General features: G+C 74.8%; 24 protein-coding genes. 10 read left to right on the top strand and 14 right to left on the bottom strand.

The window, feature by feature from the left end; genetic code table 11:
* Positions 1-35: 35 nt before the first annotated feature.
* Positions 36-1,649: a solute symporter family protein gene (locus O2W53_RS00240; protein ID WP_269161033.1), complete on the bottom strand. Its 1,614-nt coding sequence runs from the start codon at positions 1,647-1,649 to the stop codon at positions 36-38.
* Positions 1,642-2,016 (bottom strand): DUF485 domain-containing protein, encoded by a 375-nt coding sequence (locus tag O2W53_RS00235; RefSeq protein WP_269161032.1) that lies wholly within the window; start codon positions 2,014-2,016, stop codon positions 1,642-1,644. The genes O2W53_RS00240 and O2W53_RS00235 overlap by 8 nt, the downstream gene beginning before the upstream one ends.
* Positions 2,017-2,184: 168 nt before the next feature.
* Between O2W53_RS00235 and O2W53_RS00230 the strand changes: the two genes are divergently transcribed.
* Complete coding sequence (locus O2W53_RS00230) at positions 2,185-3,498, top strand: Rieske 2Fe-2S domain-containing protein (RefSeq protein ID WP_269161031.1); 1,314 nt, start codon at positions 2,185-2,187, stop codon at positions 3,496-3,498.
* A gap of 33 nt (positions 3,499-3,531) precedes the next feature.
* Complete coding sequence (locus O2W53_RS00225; RefSeq protein WP_269161030.1) at positions 3,532-3,984, top strand: universal stress protein; 453 nt, start codon at positions 3,532-3,534, stop codon at positions 3,982-3,984.
* Between the two features lie 14 nt (positions 3,985-3,998).
* On the opposite strand, the gene O2W53_RS00220 is transcribed toward O2W53_RS00225, so the two are convergent.
* Positions 3,999-5,240: an MFS transporter gene (locus O2W53_RS00220; protein ID WP_269161029.1), complete on the bottom strand. Its 1,242-nt coding sequence runs from the start codon at positions 5,238-5,240 to the stop codon at positions 3,999-4,001.
* A gap of 106 nt (positions 5,241-5,346) precedes the next feature.
* Between O2W53_RS00220 and O2W53_RS00215 the strand changes: the two genes are divergently transcribed.
* The 4 genes from O2W53_RS00215 (at position 5,347) to O2W53_RS00200 (ending at position 11,267) form a co-directional block, all read left to right on the top strand.
* Positions 5,347-7,062: a sensor histidine kinase gene (locus tag O2W53_RS00215; RefSeq protein ID WP_442929264.1), complete on the top strand. Its 1,716-nt coding sequence runs from the start codon at positions 5,347-5,349 to the stop codon at positions 7,060-7,062.
* On the top strand, positions 7,059-7,769 hold the full coding sequence (locus tag O2W53_RS00210; RefSeq protein WP_269161027.1) for a response regulator transcription factor: 711 nt from the start codon (positions 7,059-7,061) through the stop codon (positions 7,767-7,769). Before O2W53_RS00215 ends, O2W53_RS00210 begins: the two co-directional genes overlap by 4 nt.
* A gap of 280 nt (positions 7,770-8,049) precedes the next feature.
* Entirely contained in the window at positions 8,050-8,820 is a 771-nt protein-coding gene (locus O2W53_RS00205) for an ABC transporter ATP-binding protein (protein WP_269161026.1), read from the top strand.
* 5 nt (positions 8,821-8,825) lie between these two features.
* Positions 8,826-11,267, top strand: a complete 2,442-nt coding sequence (locus tag O2W53_RS00200; RefSeq protein ID WP_269161025.1) for an ABC transporter permease — start codon at positions 8,826-8,828, stop codon at positions 11,265-11,267.
* Positions 11,268-11,379: 112 nt separating this feature from the next.
* On the opposite strand, the gene O2W53_RS00195 is transcribed toward O2W53_RS00200, so the two are convergent.
* From O2W53_RS00195 to O2W53_RS00185, 3 genes are read right to left on the bottom strand one after another with little or no spacing between them, the layout of a single operon-like run.
* Positions 11,380-11,685 carry an AtuA-related protein gene (locus O2W53_RS00195; protein WP_269161024.1) on the bottom strand — a complete coding sequence of 102 codons (306 nt, stop codon included), beginning with the start codon at positions 11,683-11,685 and terminating at the stop codon, positions 11,380-11,382.
* Complete coding sequence (locus O2W53_RS00190) at positions 11,682-13,034, bottom strand: acyclic terpene utilization AtuA family protein (RefSeq protein ID WP_269161023.1); 1,353 nt, start codon at positions 13,032-13,034, stop codon at positions 11,682-11,684. Before O2W53_RS00190 ends, O2W53_RS00195 begins: the two co-directional genes overlap by 4 nt.
* Positions 13,031-14,443, bottom strand: coding sequence for a CitMHS family transporter (locus O2W53_RS00185; protein WP_269161022.1), 1,413 nt, complete (start codon positions 14,441-14,443; stop codon positions 13,031-13,033). Before O2W53_RS00185 ends, O2W53_RS00190 begins: the two co-directional genes overlap by 4 nt.
* Before the next feature lie 82 nt (positions 14,444-14,525).
* Between O2W53_RS00185 and O2W53_RS00180 the strand changes: the two genes are divergently transcribed.
* Both O2W53_RS00180 and O2W53_RS00175 read left to right on the top strand, forming a co-directional pair.
* The gene (locus tag O2W53_RS00180; protein ID WP_269161021.1) at positions 14,526-15,419 is read left to right on the top strand and encodes a LysR family transcriptional regulator; all 894 of its coding nucleotides are present in this window, start codon (positions 14,526-14,528) and stop codon (positions 15,417-15,419) included.
* Between the two features lie 50 nt (positions 15,420-15,469).
* On the top strand, positions 15,470-16,672 hold the full coding sequence (locus O2W53_RS00175) for an MBL fold metallo-hydrolase (RefSeq protein WP_269161020.1): 1,203 nt from the start codon (positions 15,470-15,472) through the stop codon (positions 16,670-16,672).
* Between the two features lie 9 nt (positions 16,673-16,681).
* Here O2W53_RS00175 and O2W53_RS00170 read toward each other — a convergent pair whose 3' ends face one another.
* The 8 genes from O2W53_RS00170 to O2W53_RS00135 form a co-directional block, all read right to left on the bottom strand.
* Positions 16,682-17,188: a hypothetical protein gene (locus tag O2W53_RS00170; protein ID WP_269161019.1), complete on the bottom strand. Its 507-nt coding sequence runs from the start codon at positions 17,186-17,188 to the stop codon at positions 16,682-16,684.
* Between the two features lie 145 nt (positions 17,189-17,333).
* On the bottom strand, positions 17,334-17,996 hold the full coding sequence (locus O2W53_RS00165) for an HAD family hydrolase (RefSeq protein ID WP_269161018.1): 663 nt from the start codon (positions 17,994-17,996) through the stop codon (positions 17,334-17,336).
* A gap of 23 nt (positions 17,997-18,019) precedes the next feature.
* Positions 18,020-18,889, bottom strand: coding sequence for an Fpg/Nei family DNA glycosylase (locus tag O2W53_RS00160; protein WP_269161017.1), 870 nt, complete (start codon positions 18,887-18,889; stop codon positions 18,020-18,022).
* Between the two features lie 78 nt (positions 18,890-18,967).
* Positions 18,968-20,119: a MalY/PatB family protein gene (locus O2W53_RS00155; RefSeq protein WP_269161016.1), complete on the bottom strand. Its 1,152-nt coding sequence runs from the start codon at positions 20,117-20,119 to the stop codon at positions 18,968-18,970.
* Positions 20,120-20,123: 4 nt separating this feature from the next.
* Positions 20,124-21,593, bottom strand: a complete 1,470-nt coding sequence (locus tag O2W53_RS00150) for an NAD-dependent malic enzyme (RefSeq protein WP_269161015.1) — start codon at positions 21,591-21,593, stop codon at positions 20,124-20,126.
* A gap of 95 nt (positions 21,594-21,688) precedes the next feature.
* The gene (locus O2W53_RS00145) at positions 21,689-22,129 is read right to left on the bottom strand and encodes an SRPBCC domain-containing protein (protein WP_269161014.1); all 441 of its coding nucleotides are present in this window, start codon (positions 22,127-22,129) and stop codon (positions 21,689-21,691) included.
* On the bottom strand, positions 22,126-22,638 hold the full coding sequence (locus O2W53_RS00140) for a DUF309 domain-containing protein (protein WP_269161013.1): 513 nt from the start codon (positions 22,636-22,638) through the stop codon (positions 22,126-22,128). Before O2W53_RS00140 ends, O2W53_RS00145 begins: the two co-directional genes overlap by 4 nt.
* Before the next feature lies 1 nt (position 22,639).
* Positions 22,640-23,578, bottom strand: a complete 939-nt coding sequence (locus O2W53_RS00135) for an anti-sigma factor RsbA family regulatory protein (RefSeq protein WP_269161012.1) — start codon at positions 23,576-23,578, stop codon at positions 22,640-22,642.
* Positions 23,579-23,861: 283 nt separating this feature from the next.
* Here O2W53_RS00135 and egtA point away from each other — a divergent pair, with 283 nt between their 5' ends.
* Entirely contained in the window at positions 23,862-25,136 is a 1,275-nt protein-coding gene (gene egtA, locus O2W53_RS00130; protein ID WP_269161011.1) for an ergothioneine biosynthesis glutamate--cysteine ligase EgtA, read from the top strand.
* On the top strand, positions 25,133-26,410 hold the full coding sequence (gene egtB / locus O2W53_RS00125; RefSeq protein WP_269161010.1) for an ergothioneine biosynthesis protein EgtB: 1,278 nt from the start codon (positions 25,133-25,135) through the stop codon (positions 26,408-26,410). Before egtA ends, egtB begins: the two co-directional genes overlap by 4 nt.
* Positions 26,411-26,422: the final 12 nt, after the last annotated feature.

Below are 26,422 nucleotides of genomic sequence, written 5' to 3'. Positions count from 1 at the left end.
AGCGTGCGAGCGGTGGGGGGCAGGAGGGTCCTTGCTCAGTGCGCGACCGCCTTCTCCGCGCCGATGCCGGTCAGCGACCGGACCTCGAGCTCGGCGTACTTGTCGATGTCCGGCTTCTCCTTGGAGACCTTCGTGCCCAGCCAGCCGAGGAAGAACGACAGCGGGATGGAGACCAGGCCCGGGTTGCGCAGCGGGAACCACGCGATGTCGAAGTTGGAGAACATCGCCGTCTCCGACCCCGAGACCACCGGCGAGAAGATGATCAGACCGATGCAGACGATCAGCCCGCCGTAGATCGACCACAGCGCGCCCTGGGTGGTGAAGTTCTTCCAGAAGAGCGTGTAGAGGATCGTCGGCAGGTTGGCCGAGGCCGCCACCGCGAAGGCCAGGGCCACCAGGAAGGCGATGTTGATCCCGGCCTGGAGAGCCAGGATGCCCAGGCCGATGGAGACCGCGCCGATGACGACGGCGGTGATCCGGGCGACCCGGACCTCCGCGTTCGGGTCCACCTGCCCCTTCTTGAGCACCGACGCGTAGACGTCGTGGGCGAAGGACGCCGAGGCGGTGATGGTCAGGCCGGCCACGACCGCGAGGATCGTGGCGAAGGCGACGCCGGCGATGATGCCCAGCAGCACGGTGCCACCGAGCTCGAACGCCAGCAGCGGGGCCGCCGCGTTGACCCCGCCGGGTGCGGCGAGGATCGTCTCCGAGCCCACCAGGGCACCGGCGCCGTAGCCGATGACCAGGCTGAACAGGTAGAAGGCGCCGATCAGCCAGATGGCCCAGACGACGGACTTCCGCGCGTCCTTGGCGGTCGGCACGGTGTAGAAGCGCATCAGCACGTGCGGCAGGCCGGCGGTGCCGAGCACCAGGGCCAGCGCGAGGCTGATGAAGTCGAGCCGGGTGGCGTTCGACACCCCGTACTGGGCGCCGGGCTCCAGGACCTGCCCGCCCTCCGACGCGACCGCGCCGCCGAGCAGCGCCGAGAGGCTGAAGCCGTACTCGGCGAGCACCCAGACGGTCATGACCAGTGCACCGGCGATCAGCAGCGTCGCCTTGATCATCTGCACGTAGGTCGTGCCGCGCATGCCGCCGACCAACACGTAGAAGATCATCAGTGCGCCGACGACGACCACGACGATGGCCTCGGCCGCGGCGCCGCTGACGCCCAGCAGCAGGGCGACCAGGCCGCCGGCACCGGCCATCTGGGCGAGCAGGTAGAACAGCGAGACGAACAGCGTGGAGATGGCCGCCGCGGTGCGCACCGGCCCCTGCCGCATCCGGAAGGCCAGCACGTCGGCCATGGTGAACCGGGCCGTGTTGCGCATCAGCTCCGCGACCAGCAGCAGCGCGACCAGCCAGGCCACGAGGAAGCCGATGGAGTACAGGAAGCCGTCGTAGCCGTAGATGGCGATCGCGCCGGCGATGCCGAGGAACGAGGCCGCCGACAGGTAGTCGCCGGCGATCGCCAGGCCGTTCTGCGTCCCGGTGATGTTGCGGCCGGCGGCGTAGTAGTCCGCGGCGCTCTTGTTGTTCCGGCTGGCGCGGAAGGTGATGATCAGCGTCACCACCACGAAGGCGCCGAAGATCGAGATGTTGATCGCCGGCTCGCCGATGGTCGCGCTCTCGGCGGCGAACACGTCAGCCACGGGGGGTCTCCTCGTTCCGGGGGGAGGCGAACTCGTGGGCCTCGAGGCGGGTGCGCATCTCGTCCGAGATGGGGTCGGTGTTCTTGCTCGCGTGCCGCACGTAGAGCTGGGTGATCAGGAACGTGCTCACGAACTGACCCAGCCCCAGCAGGATCCCGAGGTTGACGTTGCCGAAGACCTCGGTGGACATGAAGTCACCGGCGTACGTGGAGAGCAGGACGAACAGCGCGTACCAGACCAGGAAGGCGACGGTCATCGGCACGGCGAAGCTGCGGAACCGGCGACGCAGCTCGGTGAACTCCGGGGAGTCCTGCGCTTGGCGGTACTCCTCCGGGGTCAGCAGCTTGCGTTCATTCGGGGGTGTCACATGGCACCTCACTGTGTGTCGCCTGTCGGGTGATCGCGGTCACCCTAGGGTGTCCGCACTCACAATGGCAGCCAGGGTGTCCCGATAGTTATCGAAACGGTCTCGGAGGACGCCTGGAGTCCACGCAGGGGCAACGCCGGGGAAACGGCCGGCTGGTGCCATGGGTGCATGGCCTCCTCCTGGACCACGAGCTCCCGGACCGGTACACCGCGGACCGGCGGGCGGCCCGCGACCCCCACCGGCTGGTACCCCGTCGCCCGCTCCGACGAGGTGGGGACGACGCCGCGGCAGGTGGGCGCGGGCGGGCAGGCCTACGTCGTCCTCCGCACCCGGCCCGGGGCCGAGGTGACCGCCCTGTCAGCGCGCTGCCCGCACCGGTTGGTGCCGCTGACCACGGCGACCGTCGTCGATGGCCGGGTGCGCTGCCCGTACCACGGCTGGGAGTTCAACGCGGAGGGCCGCTGCGTGGAGATCCCGTCACTCGGGCCGGTCGGCACCCCACCCCCGCGGGCCGACCTGTCCGCACCCTGGGCGGTCGAGGAACGGGACGGCTGGGTGTGGCTGGCCCCCGACCCCACGCCGACCGCCCGGCCACCGCGCACCGGCGGGACGACGCCGTCGCCGGAACCGGTGCCCGATCTGCCACCGCCGGACGGCCCGGTGCTGGACAACCTGCACGCTGCCCTCGAGCACGCCTGGCACCCGGTCGCCCTGTCCACCGACCTCCGCGCGGGCGGCTACCTGCAGACCCGGCTGCTGGGGCGCACCTGGACCGTGCACCGCCGGGCCGACGGCGTGCTGGACGCCGATCCCCCTGCGTGGGGCGTCGTCGAGCACCTGGGTGCCGTCTGGATCGCCCCGGCCGAGCCGTGGGCCGAACTGCTCGCCGTCCCGGAGACCACCGACCCGCTGGCCGCGTCCGGCTGGCTCCCCCCGGCCCGCAGTCCCGCCTCGGCCGGTGCGCTGGCCGACGCCTTCCTCGACACCTCGCGTCGCCCCCGGCACCCGACGCCGGAGCTGACCGTCCCGGAGCTGACGGTCGAGTGCGGCGGCTTCTCCGGCGTGCAGGAGGAGCAGCAGGGCGGTCGGCGGATCACCGCCGTCCACCGGGCCCCGTTCCAGCTGGTGCGACGGGAAGAGGACCTGCGGACGGGCGTGGTCACCACGGTCGTGCGGCTGCTGCAGCCCGAGGACGCCGACTCGACCCGGGTGCACACCCGCGTGCTGGTGCAGCGGACCAGCGGGGCGGTCTCCCCCGGCGCCCTGGCGGCGGCGATGGCGTCCGCGGCCGCCGTGCTCGACCAGGACCTCGCGTTGCTGGCGCGCTGGGGCAGCGCCGGGCTGCCGCTGCTCCCCCGGGACGAGCTGCACCTGCGGGCCGACCGGCTGGGGGTGGCGCTCCGCCGGACGCTGGCCGACTTCGTCGCCGACCGTACGGCCGCCGGGCAGACCGAGGAGCTGCAGCGGCGCGCCACCGCCTGATCCCGCGGCGCTCCGGTCGCGCAGGATGGGCCGATGACCGCGGCGGGGCAGTTCGAGCGGGGCACCGACGGCCCGCGGGTGATCCTGGTCGGGGTGGACGGATCCCCGACGTCGCTGCGTGCGGCGGCCTACGCGGCCGGGCTGGCCCGTCGCCAGCGCTCCCGGCTGGTCGCGGTCTACGTCGGGGAGCCGCCGTCGATGATCGGCTGGGTGCCCGAGGCCCAGGCGATCGCCCAGGACGCCGCCGCCCAGGTGGGCGAGGAGCTGCGCCGTGAGCTGCAGTCGGCGGCCGAGCACCTGGGCATCGCGGTGGAGCTGCGCACCGCTCAGGGCGATCCGGTGACCGAGCTGTCCCGGATCGCCGACGAGCTGCCGGCGGACGCGGTGCTGGTGGGCGCGTCCGAGCAGGCCGGCCACCGGGTGATCGGGTCGGTGGCGGTCCGGCTGGTGCGGGTCGGCCGCTGGCCGGTGACCGTCGTCCCCTGACCGTCCCGGCCCACTCAGGGCGCAGCCGGCTCCTCGTCCGCGGCGAAGGCGTTGGCGACCAGGTCCCGGTGGGCGGCGAGCAGCCACCAGAGTGCCCCGGCGAGCAGCAGCTGGGTGGCGCCGGACACCGCGAACACGGTGGGCACGCTCGTCGCGTCGGCCAGCAGCCCACCGGCCAGCGCGCCCAGCGGGATCCCGCCCCAGACCAGCGTCCGGTAGCCGCCCTGGACCCGGCCGAACAGTGCCTCGGGGATGAGCGCCTGGCGCAGCGACATGGTGAGCACGTTCCAGAACAGCACCCCCGCCGTCCCCATCCCGTACAGCGCCCCGGCCACGACACCGTTCTCGGTGAACGCCATGGCGCCCAGGGTCAGCGCGGCCAGCACCGACCCGGCCACCAGCGTGGCGGTGCGGCCGATCCGGGCGGCCAGCGGCGCGGCGGTCAGCCCGCCGGCCACCGCGCCCACCCCGGCGGCGGTGAGCAGCAGCCCGTACCCGGCCGCGCCGATCTCCAGCGTGTCCAGGGCGTACAGCACGAAGACGCCGGTGGTCATCGACGAGGTGAGCGCGGTGCTCGCCGAGACGAGGGTGAGGCCGCGGAGGAAGCGGTGCCGCCACAGCCAGCCCACGCCCTCGGCGACGTCCCGGCGGATCGTCGTGGGCGGGCCCCCGCCGCGGACCGGCCGGTGCGTGCCGGCGATGCCGACCACCAGGACGGCGGCGAGCAGGAAACCCCCGGCGGTGGTGAGCAGCGGCGCGGCGGCCGCGAGGACGAACAGCACCGAGCCCAGCGGCGCGCCGATGAACCCCTGGCTGGCCTCCTCGGCGGTGGTGAGCAGCCCGTTCCCGCGGTCGAGCTGGTCGCGACGGACCACCTGCGGCAGCATCGCCCGGGCCGCGCTGTCGTACACGGTCTCGGCGACCCCCACCGCGAACGCCACGGTGTAGAGCACGACGAGCGACGTCGTCCCGGTGAGCACCGTGGCCGCCAGCGCCGCCAGCGCACCTGCCCGGACGACGTTGGCGGCGGCCATCGCGCGCTTGCGGTCGGTCCGGTCGACGAAGGCACCGGCCGGCAGGGCGAACAGCAGCCAGGGCAGAAAGGCCAGCGACGTCAGGGCGGCGACCGCGACCGGGTCGCGGGTGAGCGTCGCGGCCAGCAGCGGCAGCGCGACCCGGTTCACCCCGTCGGCGAGGTTGGACGCGGCGCTGGCCGAGTAGAGCCGCCAGAACGCCGGACCGAGGGGCGAGGACACGACCGGCACCCTGCCAGTGCCGTCCGACAGCTCATCCCGCAGGCGGACACGCGGTTCACCCCGCGGGACGACGACGGACGGCGCGACCCTGCCTAGGGTCGTCAGCATGGTCCGGTCGCTGCTCGAACGTGCGGCGACACGTCTCCGACGGCACCCCTTCGGCGTGGACGTCGCCCTCGCCTGCCTGGTCGCACTGGTCACGGTCCCGGTGCCCGGGCTGTCCGGCTACAGCCAGTCGAGCCCGCAGGTCTCCGTCCTGCTGGGCCTGGCGCTCTGCGCGCCGCTGGCCTGGCGGCGCCGCAACCCGGTCCCCGCGGCCACTGTCGTGGTGCTGGTCTGTCTGGTCCAGCTCGTCGTGCTCTCCGACGAGCTGCTGCTCGCCGACGTCGCCGCCCCGATGATGGTCTACGCGCTGGCGGCCCACGGTCCCGCCTGGGCCGGCCGGGCCGGGCTGGGCGCCGGGCTGCTCGGCGCGGTGCTCGCCGCCGTCTCGTTCAACCGGGGTCAGTCGATCAGCCTCGTCGTCAGCACGGCGACCCTGATCGGTGCGCTGGTCGTGGGCGCCTGGGCGTTGGGCGCGCTGCGCCGCACCCGCGGGCAGGACGCGCGGCCGGGCCGGGTCCCCGCCGCTTCGGACCAGCCGCTGCTGGAGCGCGCCGCCGGGTGGCTGCGGGACCACCCGTTCGGCGTCGACGCCGTCCTCGCCGGCGTCGCGGTGCTCGTCCTGGTCACCGCCTCCACGGACATCGCCTACCCCGGGTCCGGCCTCGCCGCGATCCCGCTGTCGCTGGCGCTGCTGGTCCCGCTGGCCTGGCGCCGCCGCCGACCGGTCCGTGCCGCGGCGGTCGTCACCGTCGCCAGCCTGCTCGAGCTGGTGTTCGTGCCGGGCTACTTCCTCCCGGCCAACATCGCCGCGCCGGTGATGGTCTACGCGCTGGCCGCCTACGCCCCCCGCTGGGCCAGCCGGGCCGGCCTGGTCGTCGGGCTGGTCGGTGCCGTGCTCGCCTCGGCCGTCTACTTCGGCGCGGGCACGTGGTTCGGCTTCGTCTTCGCCGCCAGCGTCATCGGCGTGCTGGTGGTGGCGTGCTGGGCGCTGGGCGACCTGCGCCGCGCCCGGCTGCAGCAGGTGGCCGGCCTGGAGGAGCGCGCCCGGCTGCTGGAGCTGGAACGGGAGCAGGAGATGCGGCTGGCGGCGTCCACCGAACGTGCCCGGATCGCCCGGGAGATGCACGACGTCGTCGCCCACTCGCTGTCGGTCGTCATCGCCCAGGCCGACGGTGGCCGCTACGCCGGGCAGACCGACCCGGCGGCCGCGACCGGGGCCCTGGACGCGATCTCGGCCACCGGCCGGCAGGCGCTGACCGACATGCGCAAGCTGCTCGGGGTGCTGCGGGAGGGCGACGGCGAGGAGTACGCCCCGCAGCCCGACGTCGCCGCGATCGACCAGCTGGTGGCCGACGTCCGGGCCAGCGGCCTGGCCGTCGACCTGATCGTCGAGGGCGACCCGCGGCCGCTGCCGGCCGGCGCGCAGCTGGCCGCCTACCGGATCGTGCAGGAGTCGCTGACCAACGTGCTCAAGCACGCCGGCCCGGCCGGCCGGGCGTGGGTGCGGCTGCACTGGCGGCCCGATGCGCTGGAGCTGGCCGTGCTGGACGACGGCCGGGGCGCATCGGCGGCGATCGTGGAGTCCGACGGGCAGGGACAGGGCCTGCTGGGCATGCGCGAGCGGGCGGCGCTGCACGGCGGACGGCTGACCGCCGGGCCGCGGACCGGCGGCGGGTTCGGCGTGCACGCGTCCCTGCCCTACGGTCCACCACGATGAACAACAGCCAGATCCGCGTCGTCCTCGTCGATGACCAGCAGCTGGTCCGGGCCGGGTTCCGGATGGTGATCGACTCCCAGCCCGACCTCACCGTGGTCGGGGAGGCCGGGGACGGCGCCGCGGCGGTCGAGCTGCTGCGCCGGACGCCGGCCGACGTCGTCCTGATGGACGTCCGGATGCCCGGCACCGACGGCATCGCCGCGACCGAACTGGTGACGGCGCTCCCCGAGCCGCCCCGGGTCGTCGTGCTCACCACCTTCGACCTCGACGAGTACGTGGTCGCGGCGATCGGCGCCGGGGCCAGCGGCTTCCTGCTCAAGGACGCCCCGCCGGAGGAGATGCTCGCCGCGGTGCGCACCGTGCACGCCGGCGACTCGGTCATCGCGGCCAGCTCCACCCGCCGGCTGCTGCAGCACGTCGCGCCGATCCTGCGCGGGGCCGGCAACGGAGGCGGGACCGGCCAGGTCGACCCGGATGCGCTGGCCGAGCTCACCCCGCGGGAGCGGGAGGTGCTGGTGCAGATGGCCTACGGCGCCTCGAACACCGAGATCGCCGCGCAGCTGTTCGTCAGCGAGGCGACGGTGAAGACCCACGTCGGCCGGGTGCTGTTCAAGACCGGCTCCCGGGACCGGGTGCAGGCCGTCGTCCTCGCCTACCGCACCGGCCTCGTCGCCCCCGCCGACCTGCTCCGCGACGCCCCCGCCTGACGAAGGACCCCCTCCTCCCCACCCCTCGCAGGCTCGCGGCGGGCCCCTGGAGGGGGCCGGTCCGGCGAGTGGGGGGCTGTCGACGCCTGCCGGCCCGGCGAGGCGTCGACGAGGCAGCGCTTGACGCCGACCGGGGTGGGGCATGCACCTGGGGGATGACCCCGGGTCAGCCCACAGGTGCAGCACAGCCTCCGTGGAGACCAGCCCCTGCGGCGACGCGGCCGGGGGTCGCTCCGGGAGAACGTGATCTCAGTCGAAGACCACGTTCCTGGAGGCCGAAGTGTCCGTCCCCGTCATGACCGTCCCGGGTGAGCCCGCGGCGACCCAGTCCGCCGCCGTCCACGCCACCGACCTGCGCAAGACCTACGGCTCGGGTGAGACCGCGGTGCACGCACTCGCCGGCGTCGACGTCGCGTTCGACCGGGGGGCGTTCACCGCGATCATGGGCCCCTCGGGCTCGGGCAAGTCGACCCTGATGCACTGCCTGGCCGGCCTGGACGCCGCGACCAGCGGCAAGGTGTGGCTCGGCGAGACCGAGCTGACCAGCCTGCGCGACGACCAGCTGACCAGGCTGCGCCGTGAGCGGATCGGCTTCGTCTTCCAGTCGTTCAACCTGCTGCCGGTGCTCAACGCCCAGGACAACATGCTGCTGCCGATGCAGCTGGCCGGGCAGCGCCCGGACCGGGCGTGGATGGACTCCGTCATCGGCCGGCTCGGCCTGCGCGACCGGCTCCAGCACCGCCCGCACGAGCTCTCCGGCGGCCAGCAGCAGCGGGTCGCCGTGGCCCGGGCGCTGCTCCCCCGCCCCGACGTCGTCTTCGCCGACGAGCCCACCGGCAACCTGGACAGCCACGCCGGCGCCGAGGTGCTGGACCTGCTGCGCTCCAGCGTCCGGGAGACCGGCCAGACCGTCGTGATGGTCACCCACGACCCGGTGGCCGCCGCCTACGCCGACCGGGTCGTGCTGCTGGCCGACGGCCAGCTGGCCGGCGAGGTCCACCAGCCCACCACCGACTCGATCATCAACGCGCTGCGCGGACTGGGGGGCTGACCGTCATGCGAGCAGTCACGCTGGCGAGCATCCGGGCGCACCTGCCCCGGCTGATCGCCTCCACCCTGGCGATCGTCATCGCCGTGGGCTACGTGGTCGCCACCCTCGTGCTCAACGCGACCACCAAGGCCACCGTCCTGGAGGCGGTCGGCGCCCAGTACGTCGACGCCGACGCGGTGGTCACCTCCGACACCGGCGAGGGGCTGGTCGAGCACGTCGACACCCTCACCGCGCTGGACGGCGTGCAGGCCGTCGACCCGACCTGGCAGACCTACGGGCAGACCGGCGCCCAGTACCTGGAGATCGAGTCGGTCGCCGGGGACCCGCAGCTGCGCTGGCAGCAGCTGACCTCCGGGGCGCTGCCGGTGCGCCCGGGCGAGATCGCGGTCAGCGAGCGCGTCGACGCCGCCGTCGGCGATGTCGTCGCGATCACCGTCTACGACGACGAGGGCACCGAGACCACCACCGACGCGACCGTGACCGGCGTGGTCGACCTGGGCGGCGACCCGACCGCAGCGACCACCGGCCGGGCCTACGCCACCGCCGACCAGACCCGCGCCTGGGGCGCGCAGGAGCCGGTCGACCTGCGCATCGCCGGCACCACCGGCACCGATCCCGACGCACTGGTCGGCGCGGTGAGCGCCGCGCTGTCCGGTGCGGACGTCACCGTCCGCACCGGCACCGAGCAGGCCGAGGCGTCCGTCGCGACGATCACCGGTGACGCCGGCCTCCTCACCGCCTTCCTGCTGGTGTTCGCCACCATCGCCGTGCTCGTCGCCGGGCTGGTCATCGCCAACACCTTCGCCGTGCTGCTCGCCCAGCGGACCCGTGACCTGGCGCTGCTGCGCTGCGTCGGTGCGACCGCCCGCCAGGTGCGGCGCAGCGTGCTCGGCGAGGCCGTGCTCACCGGGCTGGCCGCCTCGGTGCTCGGCGTCCTGGCCGGCATCGGGCTCGCCGCGGCCATCTCGGCAGTGGTCTCCGGCATGGACTCGCCCATCCCGCTGTCCGGGCTCTCGGTGCCGCCGTCCACCGTGCTCATCGGTCTCGCCGTCGGCACGGTCACCACGCTGATCGCCGCGCTGGCCCCGGCCCGGGCCGCCACCCGGGTCGCCCCGCTGGCCGCGCTGCGTCCGACCGACCCGGCCCCGCTCCGCTCACGCGGCGGCGTGGCCCGGCTGGTGACCGGTCTGCTGCTCGCCGTCGCCGGCATCGCGCTCATGGTCCTGGGTGTCACGGAGGCGCAGGTGCTGGTCGCGCTGGGCGGGATCGTGCTCAGCTCGCTGGGGCTGCTGCTGCTCGCCCAGCGGGCCGTGCCGCCGATCGTCGCCGCGGCGGGCCGGTTGCTCGGCCGGCTCGGCGGCCTCCCGGCCCGGCTGGCCACCGGGAACGCCACCCGCAACCCCCGCCGGACGGCGGCCACGGCGACGGCCCTGCTCATCGGCGTCACCCTGACCACCGCGATGGTGGTCGGCGCCAGCTCCACCCGGGCCACTGCCCAGGAGGGCCTGGCCGCGCAGTACCCGACCGACGTGACCATCAACACCTGGGGCGATGCGGTGCCCAGCTCGCTGCAGCAGCAGCTGGCGTCCGTGGACGGTGTGGTGGCCACCACCTCGCTGGCCACCGGTGTCGTCACCGACCCGGAGGGCTACGACCTGCGGATCACCGGGGTGGACCCGGCGGCGGCGCGGCCGGTGCTGCGTTCCACCTCCACCACCCTGCCCGAGGTGGGCCAGATCGTCGTGCCCGAGTACTACCCCGAGAACTCACCCGAGGTGTGGGGTGGCCCCGTGACGCTGACCAGCGAGGACCGCTCGCTGACGCTGACGCCGGTGGTCGGCGGGACCAACGACTGGCTGGTCAACGACGCCGATCTCCAGGCCCTGGTGCCCGAGGCCGCGGTGGACACGATGTGGCTGCGGCTGGCCGACGACGCCGACCAGACCGCGGTGATCGACGAGATCGCCGAGGTGACCGGGAACGGGCTGCCCTCCGCGTTCGTCACCGGGCTGGCCAGCGAGCGGGCCATACTCGACCAGATCGTGGACGCCCTGCTGCTCATCGTGACCGGGCTGCTCGGTGTGGCAGTGCTCATCGCGCTGATCGGGGTCGGCAACACCCTGGCCCTCTCGGTGGTCGAGCGGCGCCAGGAGAGCGGCCTGCTGCGCGCGCTGGGGCTGACCCGCGGCCAGTTGCGCGCGCTGCTGGCCTGGGAGGCCGTGCTCGTCGCCGGGGTCGCCGCGGTGCTCGGCGTCCTGGTCGGGAGTGCGTACGGGCTGGTCGGGACCGCCGCGATGTTGAGCGGGTTCGGTGAGGTGGTGATCGCCGTCCCGTGGCTGCAGGTCGGCGCGATCGTGCTGGTCGCCACGGTGGCCGGGCTGCTGGCCTCGGTGCTGCCGGCCCGGCGTGCGGCGAAGACCCCGCCGGTGGCCGCCATCGCCGGCTGAGGAAGGCCCCCTTCCCGACCCGCGCAGTAGGGGACCCACGCACAGTTGAGCTCTGCTCCAGATCTGGAGCAGAGCTCAACTGCGTCAGGGACCTCGGTGACCGATCCGGCGCTCAGATCTCCATGCTGAGCAGGTGGTAGCTCAGCGCCTTGCCGTGGCCGTCGAGCACCGGCGACCCGGTCACGCCGCCACCGAGAGCACCCGGCAGGGTGAAGACGAGGCCCGGCAGGTGCGGCTGAACGACCCGGTCGACCTCGCCCTGCACGAGCGGGGCGTAGTGCGCCGCCACCCGCTCGGCGGTCAGCTCCCGTTCCAGCAGTGCGGCGGCCTCGGCACTCCGCGGTAGCACCGCCAGGATCAGCGTGTCGCCCTTGTCACCGGTCCGGACGTCGGCCAGCTCGTCGATCGTCCGGCTCATCGGGCCACCTCCTGCAGGTGCACCTCGGGGTGCACTGCCGTCCGCGGCAGCGAGCAGGACCGGATGGCGATCACCTCGGTCTCCGACCGTCGCGCGCCCCCGCCCCCGGCCGGACCGTTCGTGTACAGCGCCTCCACCTCCCAGCCCACCACGGCGGCCAGCTCGCGGTCCGGCACCCGGGCGGCCACCCGCAGTCGCACCTCGAACGGGTCCCCGGGGTCGGTGAGCCCGCGGAACGCCGCCCCGGCCCCGATCAGCTCCACCAGGACGGCGTCCTCCGGGATCCCGTGCAGGTCCCGCAGACGGGTGCGCACCACGTCGGCCGCCAGCTGCGCCCGCGCCAGCGCGCGCGGACCGGCGTAGCTGAGCTGCCCCTCCCCGAGCCAGCCGCCGCGGAAGCCGAGGGTCACCTTGAGCTCGTCCGGGCGGGTGGTGCCGGTCGCGCCCTGCACCGCGACCCGATCGGGTCCCAGCTGGGTGAACCGGACGGCGCCGAAGTCGGCCACCACGTCCGGGGTGACGTACGCGCCCGGGTCACCCACCTCGTAGAGCAGCTGCTCGGCACAGGTCCGGGTGTCCAGCACGCCGCCGGTGCCGGGCAGCTTGCCGAACACGGCGCGGCCGTCCGCGGTGACGTCGGCGTACGGGAAGCCGAGCCAGGCCAGGTCCGGCACCGGCTTGGTGACCGGGTCGGCGAAGTAGCCGCCGGTCAGCTGGCCGGCGCACTCGAGCAGGTGCCCGACGACGGTGCCCGCCCCGAGCAGCTCGGGGTCGTCCCAGGACCAGCCGAAGGCGTGCACCAGCGGCGCGACGTACAGCGACGGGTCGGCCAGCCGGCCGGTGACCACGACGTCGGCGTCCTGCTGCAGAGCCGGCACGACGGCATCGGCACCCAGGTACGCGTTGGCCGAGACCAGCTCCTCCGGATGGCGCGACAGCGGCTGCCCGGTCTCCCAGACCGTCGGGTCGGCGGCACGGACGGCTGCCAGCACGTCGTCCCCGGTGACCGCCGCGACCCGGAGCCCGGCCAGGCCCAGCTCGGCGCCGACCCGGGCGACCACGTCGGCCGCGGCCAGCGGGTTGGCCGCCCCGGAGTTGGTCACGATCTTGGTGCCCGCAGCCGCGGTGGCGCCCAGCACGGCGCGCATCCGGGCGGCGAGGAGCGGGTCGTAGCCGGAGGTGGGGTCGGCCAGCCGGCGCGACTGACCGGTGGCCACGGTGCGCTCCCCCAGGCACTCGAAGACCAGGTAGTCCAGCGCCCCGCGGCGGGCGAGGTCCGCCGCGGGGTCGATGCGGTCACCGGCGAAGCCGGCCCCGGCGCCGAGCCGCAGCGTGGCCGGCGCGGTCATGAGGCCCACAGGGGGATCGCACCGGTGATCACCGCGACGACCAGCATGCCGACGCTCACCGCCGTCGCCCAGCCGATGAGGTTCCGGATGTGCGCCCCGATGTTGACCCCGCCCAGCCCGACGAGGAGGTAGAACGCGCCGGTGAGCGGGCTGATCGGGAAGCCCAGCGTCTCCTCGCCCAGCACCGAGGCGCGGGCCAGGTCCATCCCGCTGACCCCGAACTGCTCACCGATCTCGATCAGCACGGGGAGCACACCGAAGTAGTAGGCGTCCGGACCGAACAGCAGGCTCAGCGGGACGCCCAGCACCCCGACGATCAGCGGCAGCGCGGGGACGACGCCCGCGGGCACCACCTCGGCTGCCGACTCCGCCATCGCCGTGATCATCCCCGTGCCGTTGAGCACGCCGAGGAAGGCGCCGGCCGCCAGCAGCGTGCTGGCCATCAGCATCGCGCCGGTGGCGTGCGCCTGGATCCGGCTGGTCTGCGCGGCCATGCCCGGGTAGTTGAGCAACAGCGCGATGATCGCGCCGACGATGAAGATCATCTCCGGTGAGGCGACCTGGGCGACGAGCAGGCCGATCACCGCCACGGTGAGCACCGCGTTGACCCACAGCAGCCGGGGACGGCGCAGGTCGGCCGCCGCCGGGTCCCCGGCTGCGCCGCTCTCCTCGGCGTCGGTCCCGGTGCCGGCGGGCGCGCTCGGGGCGGGCCGGTCGGCCGACGAGCTCCCCGATCCACCGGTGGCGACCGCGGTGCGGGAGCCGGCGGTGGCCGGGGTGCCTGCGCCGCTGGCGGCCAGCCGTCGCGCCTCCCGCTTGCCGAGGAACCAGGCGACCCCCAGGGCCATGAGCCCGCCGGCGATCTGGGCGGGGATGAGCGGCACCCAGATCTCGTTGGCGTCCACCCCGAGCGTCGTCGCCGCCCGGGCGGTCGGACCGCCCCACGGCACGACGTTCATCACACCGGCGCCCAGGCCCACGCAGGCCGTCAGGGTCAGCCGGCTCATGCCCAGCCGGTCGTAGAGCGGGAGCATCGCCGGGACGGCGATCAGGAAGGTGACCGCGCCGGCGCCGTCGAGGTGGGCGACCAGCGCCAGGGCGGTGGTCGCGACGGCGACGGTGGGCGGCGCGTCCCCGGCCCAGCGGACGATCCGGCGGATCACCGGATCGAACAGGCCGGCATCGCGCATGAGCCCGAAGAACAGGATCGCGAAGACGAACATGGCCGTGATGCCGACGATCCCGGACAGCCCCTCGGCGATGAACCCGCCGACCTCGGTGGGGGTGAAGCCGGCGAGCAGGCCGGTGATGATCGGGACGCCGGCGAGCGCGACGACCGCGCTGATCCGCTGACTGAGCAGCAGGGCCAGGATCGCGGCGATGGTCAGGTACCCGAGCAGGGCTGTCACGTCGACCTCCTTTGGTCGACGGCGAGTGTGGTAGACGCCACTTCACTCAGTCCAACATCAATTAGCGATAGATTGATGCGCTGTGGTCATCGACATCCCGCCGTCCCACCTCCGTGCGCTGGTCGCCGTCGCCGATGCCGGCGGCTTCACCGCGGCCGCCGCGCAGCTGGGCACCGCGCAGTCCTCGCTGAGCCGGGCGGTCGCCGACGTCGAACGCCGGCTGCGGGTCCGCGTCTTCGAGCGGACCACCCGCAGCCTCCGGCTGACCAGCCAGGGACGGGAGATCATCGCCCTCAGCCGCCAGGTCCTCGCCGACCTCGACGCCGGGATGCGGCACCTGGAGGGGTACCTCGCCGGCCAGCGCGGCCGGGTCACCATCGCGTGCCTGCCCTCGGTGGCCGCCACCCTGCTCCCGCCGGTCGTCGTCGCCTTCCGCGCCCGGTTCCCCGATGTCCAGGTGCAGGTGCGCGACGGCCTGGCCGCCGACGTGCTCGACGCCGTCCACAGTGGCTCGGTCGACCTGGCCGTCACCGCCGCCCCCGCCCCGCTGGCCAGGCTGACCGTCGAACAGCTGCGGCTGGACCCCTTCTCCTGTGCCTTCGCCCCGGGACACCGTTTCGCCGGGCGCGCCGAGGTCGACTGGGCGGAGCTGACCGACGAGCCGTTCATCACCTTCGGCGCCGACAGCAGCATCCGAGGCCCCGTCGACCTGGCCCTGAGGGCCGCCGGTGCGACGCCCGGCCCGGTTCTCGAAGCCCGCAACGTCGGGGCCGTGGCCGGCCTCACGGCAGCCGCCCTCGGGGTCACCGCCGTCCCGCAGCTCGTCCTCCCCATGATGGCCTTCGCCGGCGTGCAACACGCCCCGCTGCGGCCGGCGGTGGAGCGCCGGATCAGCCTGGTGCGCGCCCCGGAACGGCCACTGACGCCCAGCGCCGAGGCATTCGCCCGCGAGCTGCACAGCATGAGCGAGAGCTGAGGTCAGCGCCCGCCCGGCGCGGACACCGCGCGACGGGGGATGCTGGGGACGTGCCGCTCCTCCGTCGTGTCGCCACCGCCACCGCTGCCACCGCCCTGTTGGGCGGCGTGAGCTGGGTCGCCCGCGCCGCCTGGGGCCTGCCCGTCGCCCTCGGCGCCAGCCAGCGCCGGCTCCGCCCGACCGTCACCGCCTCCTCCCAGTTCTCCGAGGGGAAGTTCCACAACAACCTGCCCACCCCCGCACTCGCCCCCGCGAACGCGCGCGACGGGCTGCTGCGGCAGTGGCACGAGGACCGGCACAAGGGGCTCCCCGGCGGCCCCATCCCGCTGACCACCCCGGACGTGCCCGAGCGGGCCGCCGAGCTGGCGGTCACCTGGTTCGGGCACTCCAGCGCCCTGCTCGAGATCGACGGCCGGCGGGTGCTGGTCGACCCGGTGTGGAGCGAGCGGGTGTCGCCGTCCCCGCTGCTGGGCCCCACCCGCCTGCACGAGCCCCCGGCACCGGTGGAGAGCCTGCCCCCGGTCGACGCGGTGCTGATCAGCCACGACCACTACGACCACCTCGACCTGCCCACCGTGCGGGCGCTGCTGCGCGAGCAGTCGGCGCCGTTCGTCGTCCCGCTGGGCATCGGCGCGCACCTGCGCCGGTGGGGCGTGCCCGACGAGCGGATCGTGGAGCTGGACTGGGACGGCGCCACGACCGTCGCCGGGCTGACGCTGACCTGCACCGAGGCCCGGCACTTCTCCGGCCGGTTCTTCGCCCGGGACACCACGCTGTGGTCGTCCTGGGTCGTCGCCGGCCCCCGGCACCGGGTGTTCTTCGGCGGTGACACCGGCTACACCCCGGCCTTCGCCGGGATCGGCGCCCGCCTCGGGCCCTTCGACCTGACGCTGCAGCCGATCGGCGCCTACAACGACGCCTGGCACGCCATCCACATGGACCCGGAGGAGGCCGTGCGCGCGCACGGCGACCTGGGTGGCCGGGTGCTGGTGCCGATCCACTGGGCGACGTTCAACCTGGCCTTCCACCGGTGGGCCGAGCCGGTGCAGCGGCTCCTCGCCGCCGCCGAGGCCCGGGACGTGCAGGTCGTCGTCCCGCAGCCCGGTGAGCGGGTCGACGTGCTGGCCCCGCCGCCGCTGCGCGACTGGTGGACGGCGGTCGGTTCCGTCGACGACCTGCCCCCCAGCGGTGCGGCGGCCGCCAACGCCCGCGTCCGGCGGCTGACCGCCCGGCGGGCCGGCTCCCGGGGCTGACGGCGGCGCTCAGCCGACCAGCAGCGCGCTCCGGTCCGCCCGGGTCAGCGCCCGGCCGGCCAGCGCCACGAGGACGACGGCGGCCGCGCAGACCGCCGCCACGGCGACCTGCCGCGGGCCCTCCGCGGCAGCGATGCCCAGCAGTCCCCAGATGACGGCCACGGCGAACGGACCGGCGGCGACGTAGGAGCCGAGCAGCACCGCGGCCGCGATCCCGGCGACCGTGACCAGCGCGGCCACCGCCCAGGCCTGGGCGGCCAGGGTGTCCGGGGAGATGCCGAGCGCGACCCCGGTGCTGCCCACGTTCGCCACCGGCGCCACGGTGAGCCAACCCAGCAGGAGCCCGGCGGTGGCCCGCGGCAGCACCCGGGCCAGCCCGTCGGCCGGCACCGTCTGCAGCCGGACGTAGGCGACGGCGGCCGCGGCGGTGATGCCGAAGATCAGCACCTGAGCGACGTACTGCCACACGCCGCCCTGCGGGTAGACCGCCCAGGCCAGCGACCCGGCGAAGATCACCCCCCAGATGCTGAAGGCCCAGCCGACCGGGGTGCCCAGGGAGCGGTCGGCGTCGCTGACGTCGCCGACGACCCGGGGGGGTGTCCCGCATCGGTTCCTCCTCGTCCGCGCGCGGCCACCGGGTCGGCCACGTCCTCGGCGAGGGCTACCCGGCGAGGGAGGCGAGCACCCGGGGGAGCTCGAGGAGATCGGTGACCTCGTGCTGCGGCTGCGGCCCGTCCGGGTCGACCCGGTGCCCGGGCCGGTGCACCCGGACGACGGTGAGGCCGGCCTCGAGCGCTCCCCGGGTGTCCCGCGCCGACGCGGGGACGTGCACCGCGGCCCCGGCGTCGGCCGCCCGCCGGTAGATCTCCGGGTGCGGCTTGTAGGCGTGCAGCCGCTCGCTGGTCAGGACGGCGTCCGCGTGCACCAGGCCGGCCGCGCGGGTGCGCGCGAACAGGTCGTCGTCGACGTTGGACAGCACGCCGACCCGGTGGTGCTCGGCGACCAGCGGCAGCGCCCGGCCGACGTCGGGCCACAGCGGCCAGTCCGGCAGGGACGCCAGCAGCGCGAGGGTGTCCGCGGTGGCGTCGGCGTCCAGGCCCCGGGCCGCGTAGGTGTCGGTGAGCGCGCGCCGGCAGTGCTCGGCGAAGGGCACCCAGTCGGTGAGGTCCTTCTGCGAGGCCTTGTTCCGGGCGTCCCAGTCGTCGTAGAGCTCGGTGCCGGCGATCTCCCAGCCGTGCCCCTGGGCGAGGGAGTCGAACGTCGCCGAGCCACCCGTCCGGGAGTCGATCAGTGCGCTGAACAGGTCGAAGGTCACCAGGGCCATGGGCCCATCGTGGCCCGGTCGGCTCAACGCAGCAGCTTGGACATGCGCCGGTCGGCCAGCGGCTTGCCCCCGGTCTGGCAGGTCGGGCAGTACTGCAGCGAGGTGTCGGCGAAGGACACCTCGCGCACGGTGTCCCCGCAGACCGGGCAGGGCAGCCCGGTGCGGGCGTGGACCTGCAGACCGGCCCGCTTCTCCCCCTTGAGCGTCGCCGCCTTCTGCCCCAGCTGACGGTCCAGCGCGCCGGTCAGCGTCTCCCGCATCGCGGCGTGCAGCCGGAGCAGCTCGTCGTCGGTGACCTTGTCGGCCATCTTGAACGGGGAGAGCCGGGCGGCGTGCAGGATCTCGTCGGAGTAGGCATTCCCGATGCCGGAGAGCACGGTCTGGTCGGTGAGGGTGCCCTTGAGCTGGGTGTGCCGGCCGGCCAGCAGCGCCCCGAGGGTCTCGGCGTCCAGCTCCAGTGCGTCCGGGCCCAGCCGGGCGATGCCCGGCACCTCGGTCGGCGAGCGGACCACGTAGACGGCCAGCCCCTTCCGGGTGCCCTGCTCGGTCAGGTCGAAGCCCTCGGGCAGCTCACCCTCGCGCGGCTCCAGGTGCACCCGCAGCGCCAGCGGGCCCTTCCCCGGCTTCGGCGGGGCGGTGGGCAGGTTCTGCCGCCAGTGCAGCCACCCCGCCCGGGCCAGGTGGACGACCAGGTGCAGCCCGGAGACGTCCAGGTCGAGGAACTTGCCGTGCCGGGAGGCCCCGGTGAGCTCCAGCCCGGCCAGCGCGGACAGCGGCGGGTCGAAGGTCTTGATCGCCTGGACGCCCGCCAGGTCGACGCGCGTGATCACTCGGCCGACGGCGTTCTCCCGCAGGAACGCCACCAGCGCCTCCACCTCGGGCAACTCGGGCACCCGCACATGATCCACGCCGGACGCCGTCCCCGTCGTCCTCCGTCACCCCGCTGACCACCAAAATGGCCATTTTGGTGGTCAGCTGAGGGCGGCGGCCATGCGCTCGACGATGGTGCGGAGCACCGGGCGGGGGGTGGCCAGGTTCAGCCGCACGTGCCCGGCCCCGGGGGCGCCGCACTCCGGGCCGTCGACCAGGGCCACCCCGGCCTCGCGGAGGAAGAACTCCCCCAGCGGCTCCTCGATGCCCAGCTCCCGGCCGTCCAGCCAGGCCAGGTAGGTGCCCTCCGGCGGGGTGTACCGCACCCGCGGCAGGTGCTCGGCGAGCAGCTCGGCCAGCAGCCGGCGGTTGCGGTCCAGGTACGCCAGGACGTCGTCCAGCCACTCCTCCCCGTCGTCGTACGCGGCGGTGCTGGCCAGCACCCCGGGGGTCGAGGCGCCGTGGCCGGCCAGCTCGCCGACCTCGGCCCAGTGCGCGGCGTCGGCGGGGTTGGACAGCAGCAGCTGCGCGGCCTTGAGCCCGGGCACGTTGAACGCCTTGGACGCCGAGGTCGCGGTCACCGTGTGCTCGGCGGTGACCGGCGACAGCGAGGCGTAGGGCCGGTGCACCGCGCCCGGGTACACCAGCGGTGCGTGGATCTCGTCGGCGAACACCCGGGCCCCGTTCCGGGCGACCACCTCAGCCAGCGCGAGCTGCTCGGCGGCGGTGAACACCCGGCCCACCGGGTTGTGCGGGTTGACGTGCACCAGCAGGGCGCCGGGGGTCAGCGCCCGGTCCAGCGCCGCGAGGTCGTGGGTGAGCCGGCCGTCGTCGAGGACCATCGGCACCTCGACGAGCTCGCGGCCCATCAGCCGCGGCACCTTCAGGAACGGCATGTACGCCGGGGTGGGCAGCACCACCGGGGCACCGGGCGGGGTGAAGTGCTCGATCGCCGCCTGCAGCCCGGCGACGACGTCGGCCAGCGGGGTGATCCACTCCGCCGGCAGCTCCCAGCCGTACCGGCGGCGCTGCCAGCCGGCGCACGCCTGCGCCATCGCGGTGGCGATCGGGATGGGCAGGTAGCCCAGCGCCCCGGCGTCGACCGCGTCGTGCAGCGCGCGGGTCACCACCGGCGCCGTCCCGAAGTCCATCTCGGCGACGAAGGCGCCCAGCGCGTCGCCGTACCTCGTCCACTTGAGGCTGCCGGCCGACCGCAGCGCGTCCTCGGTCAGTGCGTCGAAGGAGGTGCCCACCCGGTCAGTCTGCGTCGCCGGGCACGTCGGCGGTGGCCCCGGGCTCGGCGCGGGCCGACTCCTCCACCGCGGCCGCGACCGCCTGCGCGACGGCCGGGTCGAAGACGCTGGGGATGATGTAGTTGGCGTTGAGCTGGTCGTCGCCCACCACCGCGGCCAGCGCGTCGGCAGCGGCCAGCAGCATGCCGGGGCGGATCTCCTTGGCCCGGGCGTCGAGCAGCCCGCGGAAGACCCCGGGGAACGCCAGCACGTTGTTGATCTGGTTGGGCAGGTCCGAACGGCCGGAGGCGACGACGGCGGCGTACTGCCGGGCCCGCACCGGGTCGACGTCCGGCGTGGGGTTGGCCATCGGGAAGACCACCGCCTGGTCGGCCATGCCGGCCAGCACCTCGGCCTGGATGACGTTGGCCGCGCTGACCCCGATGAACACGTCCGCGCCGACCAGGGCGTCGGCCAGCTCGCCCCGCCGGCACGCGGGGTTGGTGCGCCGGGCCAGGTCCAGCTTGGCCGGGGAGAGCCGCTCGTCGTCCGGCGAGAGGACGCCCTCCCGGTCCCAGACCAGCACGTTCGTGGCCCCGGCCTCCAGCAGCAGGGTGACGATCGCCGTCCCGGCCGCCCCGCCGCCGGCGACGACGACGGCGACGTCCTCGAGCTGCTTGTCCACGACCCGCAGCGCGTTGCGCAGCGCGGCGAGCACGCAGATCGCCGTGCCGTGCTGGTCGTCGTGGAAGACCGGGATGTCCAGCTTCTCCCGCAGCCGGGCCTCGATCTCGAAGCAGCGCGGCGCGGAGATGTCCTCCAGGTTGATCCCGCCGAAGCCGGGGGCGATGAGCTCGACGGTGCGCACGATCTCGTCGACGTCCTGGGTGTCCAGCGCGATCGGCCAGGCGTCGATGTCGCCGAACCGCTTGAACAGCGCGGCCTTGCCCTCCATCACCGGCATCGAGGCGCCCGGCCCGATGTCGCCCAGCCCGAGCACCGCCGAGCCGTCGGTCACCACGGCGACGGTGTTGCCCTTGATGGTGAGCCGGCGGACGTCCTCCGGGTGCTCGGCCAGCGCGAGGCAGACCCGGGCGACGCCGGGGGTGTAGGCCATCGACAGGTCGTCGCGGGTCTTCAACGGCACCTTGGAGGCGACCTCCAGCTTGCCGCCCAGGTGCAGCAGGAACGTGCGGTCGCTGACCTTGCGCACGTGCACCTGGTCGACGGCGTCGAGTGCGGCGACGACCTCCTCGGAGTGCTCGGCGTCGGCAGCCGAGCAGGTGACGTCGACGGTGAGGCCGTCGGGTCGGGACTCCACGACGTCGATCGCGGTGACCGCACCCCCGGCGTTGCCCACCGCGGTGGCGATCCGGCCGACGCTGGCCGGGTCGCCGTCGGCGGTGAGCCGCACGGTGATCGAGTAGGAGGCCGACGTCACCAGACCGCGGTGGACGACGGGTGCGGGCGCCGAGTCAGGAGTGAGGGACGTCACCTTCCCATCGTGGCACCCCAGACCCGACATTTCCACCTGCCGGGCCACTCTTCCCACCATGCGGAATCAGGTCGCGCAGGGAGGGCCATGCGGAGTCAGGCGGAGAACTCCGCCGCCCGCTGCTCGGCCCGGGCCTTGAGCCCCACCGCGAACTGACGGAAGGCCGGGTTCAGGTCGGGCACCGTGCGCATCATCAGCGGCGCCAGCGGGCCGCGGTACTGCTCGCGCACGGTGAACTCCGTGCTGCCGTCGCCCTGCGGGTCGAGCCGGAAGGTGCGCTCGGCGACGAACAGGTCCAGCGGCAGGCCGCTGTGCCAGCGCATCGACTCCGCCGGCCGGATCTCGGTGACCGTGACCCGCAACGGCCGGCGCCGGGTGCCGGTGGCCACCAGGAGGAGTGGCGCGCCCAGCCGGACGACCCCCTCCACCCGGTCGATCCCGGAGTGCCAGTCGCGCCAGCCGCCGACGTCGACGAGCACCGACCACACCTGTTCGGCCCCGGCGTCGATGCGGGTGGCCGCCTCGTAGCTCCTCATCGGGACCGAGTGTGCTCCCCGTCACTCGCCGGTGGAAGAGCCAGCCGCGGCGGGGCCGGGTCCGGCGGCACCCCGGCCTCGACATCCGCCCCGAGCCGGGTGCCCCAGGCGACCAGCCCGGCGAGGTCCACCCCGTGCCGGGCGGCGGCCGGGCCGGCGGTACCGAGTGACCGGGCGCCCCGGGTCAGCAGGGTGGCCGCACCCGGCAGGTTGCCGCGCAGGGCGTGGGTCAGGCCGACGGCGAGCTGGGCCAGGCCGCGCCACAGGTCCCGTTCGTCGTCCGGGCCGGTCTTCCACGCGTCCTCGAGCACCTCGTGGGCGTGGAACGGCCGGCCGGCGTCCAGCAGCTCCTGGGCCTCCACCAGCGTCTGGTCCGGCGTGCGGACCAGCCCCTCGGGCGCCCGCGGCTCCCCCGGCGAGCCGTACGGGAGTGGCCGGCCCAGCGCGTCGCGCGGCCGGGCACTGCGGGCCCGGCCGGCGTCGTCCCGGTCGCGGGGGGCGCCGGGCACGTCAGCGCAGGACGGTGGTGAGCCGGACCTGCACGCCCTCGCCGGCCACGGTGATGTCGACGTGGTCGCAGAGCTGGCGGGCCAGCCACAGCCCCATGCCGCCCAGCGACAGGTCGTCACCGTGTGCCGGCCCGTAGCCGATGAACGGGTCCTGCAGCCCGGCGCCGTGGTCGGTCACCGTGCAGACCAGCCGGTCGCCGCCGGCCCACAGCCGCAGGTCGACCGGCGGCCGGCCGTGACGCAGGGCGTTGGTGGTCATCTCGTCGACGGCGAGGAGGAAGTCCTCGAGCGCCGGCTGCGAGCCGGACGGCAACCGGGCCTCGGCGGCGCGCGCGGCGAGGTCACGGCGCAGTCCGCGCAGGTCACGCACCGAGTCGGCGTGCACCAGCGGCTCGGTCGACTCCAGCGGCTCGAGCGGGACCGGCAGCGAGGCCAGGTACTCCTCGGGGGCGACGTGGTCGGGGTTCACCTGTTCGTGCCCGTCGACCTGGAGCATCGGGTGGGTGGCCCGCACGGCGTCCACCAACGGGGTCGGCACCCGGCGGGTGTCGCACAGGCAGAGCACCAGCAGCCGGTCGTCCCCGGCGCGGTCCGCCTCGCCGAGCTGGTGGTCCAGGACGGCCTCGTAGCGCTGCCACTCCCGCCAGGTCTCCGGTTCGGACCCGGGCAGGGGCTCGAGGACGACGCGGACCACCGGGCTGGCCGCCACCCGGTGGCGCACCCCGAGACGGCGGACGGCGGTGATCGCCGCTGCCGGCCCGTTGCCGTACACGTCGGACCACGCGGTCCAGACCACCTGCGGACGGTCGGGGAGCGCCTGCTGCAGGAGCTGGGTGGTCTCGTCGCTGCAGACGACCACCACCGGCTCCCCGGCGTCCAGCCCGGCGCAGACGAACGCGACGGTGCCGTCGACCAACTCGCTGTCCGACGCGCCGATCAACGCCCGGTGTCTGCCGGACCCGGCTGCCCCGTCCATGCGTGCTGGTCCCCGTCCTGCCCTAATGCGGAGCCGCCGTCCTGGCAGCCGTGTCCACGGGCTCCCTACCCGCTCCCCGGCGACCTAGGCGTACGGCCGGCCGTGAGCTGACCGGACGACCGGGAGGTGGGGGTTGCCGGGTTGGCGCAAGCGTGGAAGATGGTCGGCGAGGACGGCCGCCACCCGGCACGCCGCCCCCGCACCGACCCGCGGTCGACACGACCGGTCCGGACCTGGAGGGGGCAGCATGACCACGTCCACAGCACTGGCCGACCATCCCGCCGACGACGTCCTGCCCGACCTCGACGCCGCCCGGGAGCACGTCGGCCTACGCGCGCTGCACCCGGCGGCGACCGGGCCGATCGGGCTGGAGCTCGAGGCCCACCTGGTCGACCTGGCCTCACCCGGCACCCGGGTGCCCTGGCACCGGGTCACCGCCGCCGTCGCGGCGCTGCCCCCGCTGGACGGCGGCAGCCGGGTCACCCTCGAGCCCGGCGGCCAGGTCGAGCTGTCCGGCCCACCGGCCCCCGACGTCACGGCCGCGGTCACCGGCCTGCGGTCCGACCTCGCGGCCGTCCGGCGCCGGCTGGGCACGGCGGGCCTGGGGCTGGCGCCGCTGGGCGCGGACCCGTGCCGCCCCGCGCAGCGGGTGAACCCGGGCTCCCGCTACGTGGCGATGGAGGAGCACTTCCAGGCACTGGGCCACCGGGCGGCCGGCGTCACGATGATGACCAGCACCGCGGCGCTGCAGGTCAACGTGGAGGCCGGGCCCCGGTCCGGATGGGCCGCACGGGTGCGGCTGGCCCAGGCGCTCGGCCCGGTGCTGGTGGCGGTCTCCGCCTGCTCCCCGCTGCTGGCCGGCAGCGAGACCGGCTGGCGCTCCGGCCGGCAGCGCATCTGGGCCGAGCTGGACGCCGCTCGCTGTGCGCCCCTGCCCGGTGGGCCCGACCCGGCCGACGAGTGGGCCGCGTTCGCCCTGGCGGCGCCGGTGATGCTGGTGCGCGAGCCGACGGGCGACGCCGTCCCGGTGCGCGGCCGGACGTCGTTCGCCGACTGGGTCCGCGGGGCCGGACCGACCGACCGGCGGCCGACCGTGGCCGACCTGGAGTACCACCTGACCACGCTCTTCCCGCCGGTCCGGCTGCGCGGCTACCTGGAGCTGCGGTACCTCGACGCCGCGCCCGAGCCGTGGTGGCCGGCGCTGTCGGCGGTGGCCGGCACCCTGCTCGACGACCCGGTGGCCGCCGACACCGCCGCCGCCGCGACCGAGCCGATCGCCGGCCGCTGGGAGTCGGCCACCCGGCTCGGACTCGCCGACCCGGAGCTGCACGCGGCCGCAGCCGCCTGCCTCGAGGTCGCCGTGCGCCGGGCACCGGCGGGCCTGCGGGCACAGGTCACCGCCCTGGCCGAGCTGGTCGAGCGCCGGGCCAGCCCCGGCGACGCACTGCTGCACACCGCCCGGATCCACGGTCCGGCAGCCGCCCTGCTGGCCGCGACCCACGACGCCGAGGAGGAGACGTGACCGACCTGAGAGAGACCCTCGCCCAGGAGCTCACCCGCGCCCGGGAGCGCACCCTGCTGCTCACCGAGCACGACGAGCCCGAGCTGCTGCGCCAGCACTCGCCGCTGATGAGCCCGCTGGTCTGGGACCTGGCCCACATCGGCCAGCAGGAGGACCTGTGGCTGCTGCGCAGCGGCGACGCCCGGTGCACCGGGGTGCTCCCGCCGGACGTCGAGTCGCTGTACGACGCCTTCACCCACCCCCGGGCCGCACGGGTCCGGCTGCCGCTGCTGCCGCCGGTGGAGGCCCGGGCGTTCTGCGCCGAGGTGCGCGGCCGGGTGCTGGACCGGCTCGACCGGTCCGGCCCGGACGACGACCCCTTCGACGTGGCGATGGTGGTCAGCCACGAGCAGCAGCACGACGAGACGATGCTGCAGACCCTGCAGCTGCGCGCCGGCCCACCACTGCTCGGCACCGGCTCCCCGCTCCCGGCCGGCCGGCCGGGTCTGGCCGGCACCACCGTGCTGGTCCCCGGCGGGCCCTTCCGCCTCGGGGTCGACGGCACCGAGGAGCCGTTCTCCCTGGACAACGAGCGGCCGGCGCACGTCGTCGACGTCCCGGCGTTCCGGATCGGGCGGGTGCCGGTCACCAACGCCGAGTACGCCGCCTTCGTCGCCGACGGCGGCTACACCGACCCGCGCTGGTGGTCCGCGCGCGGCTGGCAGCACCGCTGCGACGCCGGCCTCACCGCACCGGGGTCCTGGGGGCCCGAGGGCACCCGGACCCGGTTCGGCGTGGTCGAGGAGCTGCCGGCGGACGAACCGGTCCAGCACGTGACGTTCTTCGAGGCCGAGGCGTACGCCGCCTGGGCCGGTGGGCGGCTGCCGACCGAGGAGGAGTGGGAGAAGGCGGCCGTCTGGGACCCGGCCACCGGGGGCCGCCGGCGGTTCCCGTGGGGCTCGGCCGACCCGACCCCGGAGCTGGCCAACCTGGGCGGCTCGGCGCTGCGCCCCGCCCCGGTGGGCGCCTACCCCGCCGGCGCCTCGGCCTGCGGCGTGGAGCAGCTGATGGGCGATGTGTGGGAGTGGACCTCCTCGGACTTCCGCCCGTGGCCCGGCTTCACCCCGATGCTCTACGCCGACTACTCCGCGCCCTTCTTCGGCGGCGACTACAAGGTGCTGCGCGGGAGCTCCTGGGCGGTGGGCGCCTCGGTGTCGCGGCCGAGCTTCCGCAACTGGGACCACCCGGTGCGCCGGCAGGTCTTCAGCGGCATCCGGCTCGCGTTCGACGCATGACGGGAGACGCCT

It is taken from the genome of Modestobacter sp. VKM Ac-2978, assembly GCF_026968025.1.
GTDB lineage: Bacteria > Actinomycetota > Actinomycetes > Mycobacteriales > Geodermatophilaceae > Modestobacter.
Note: the sequence above shows the minus strand (reverse complement) of the source record. Positions and strands in the feature narration are given on the sequence as shown.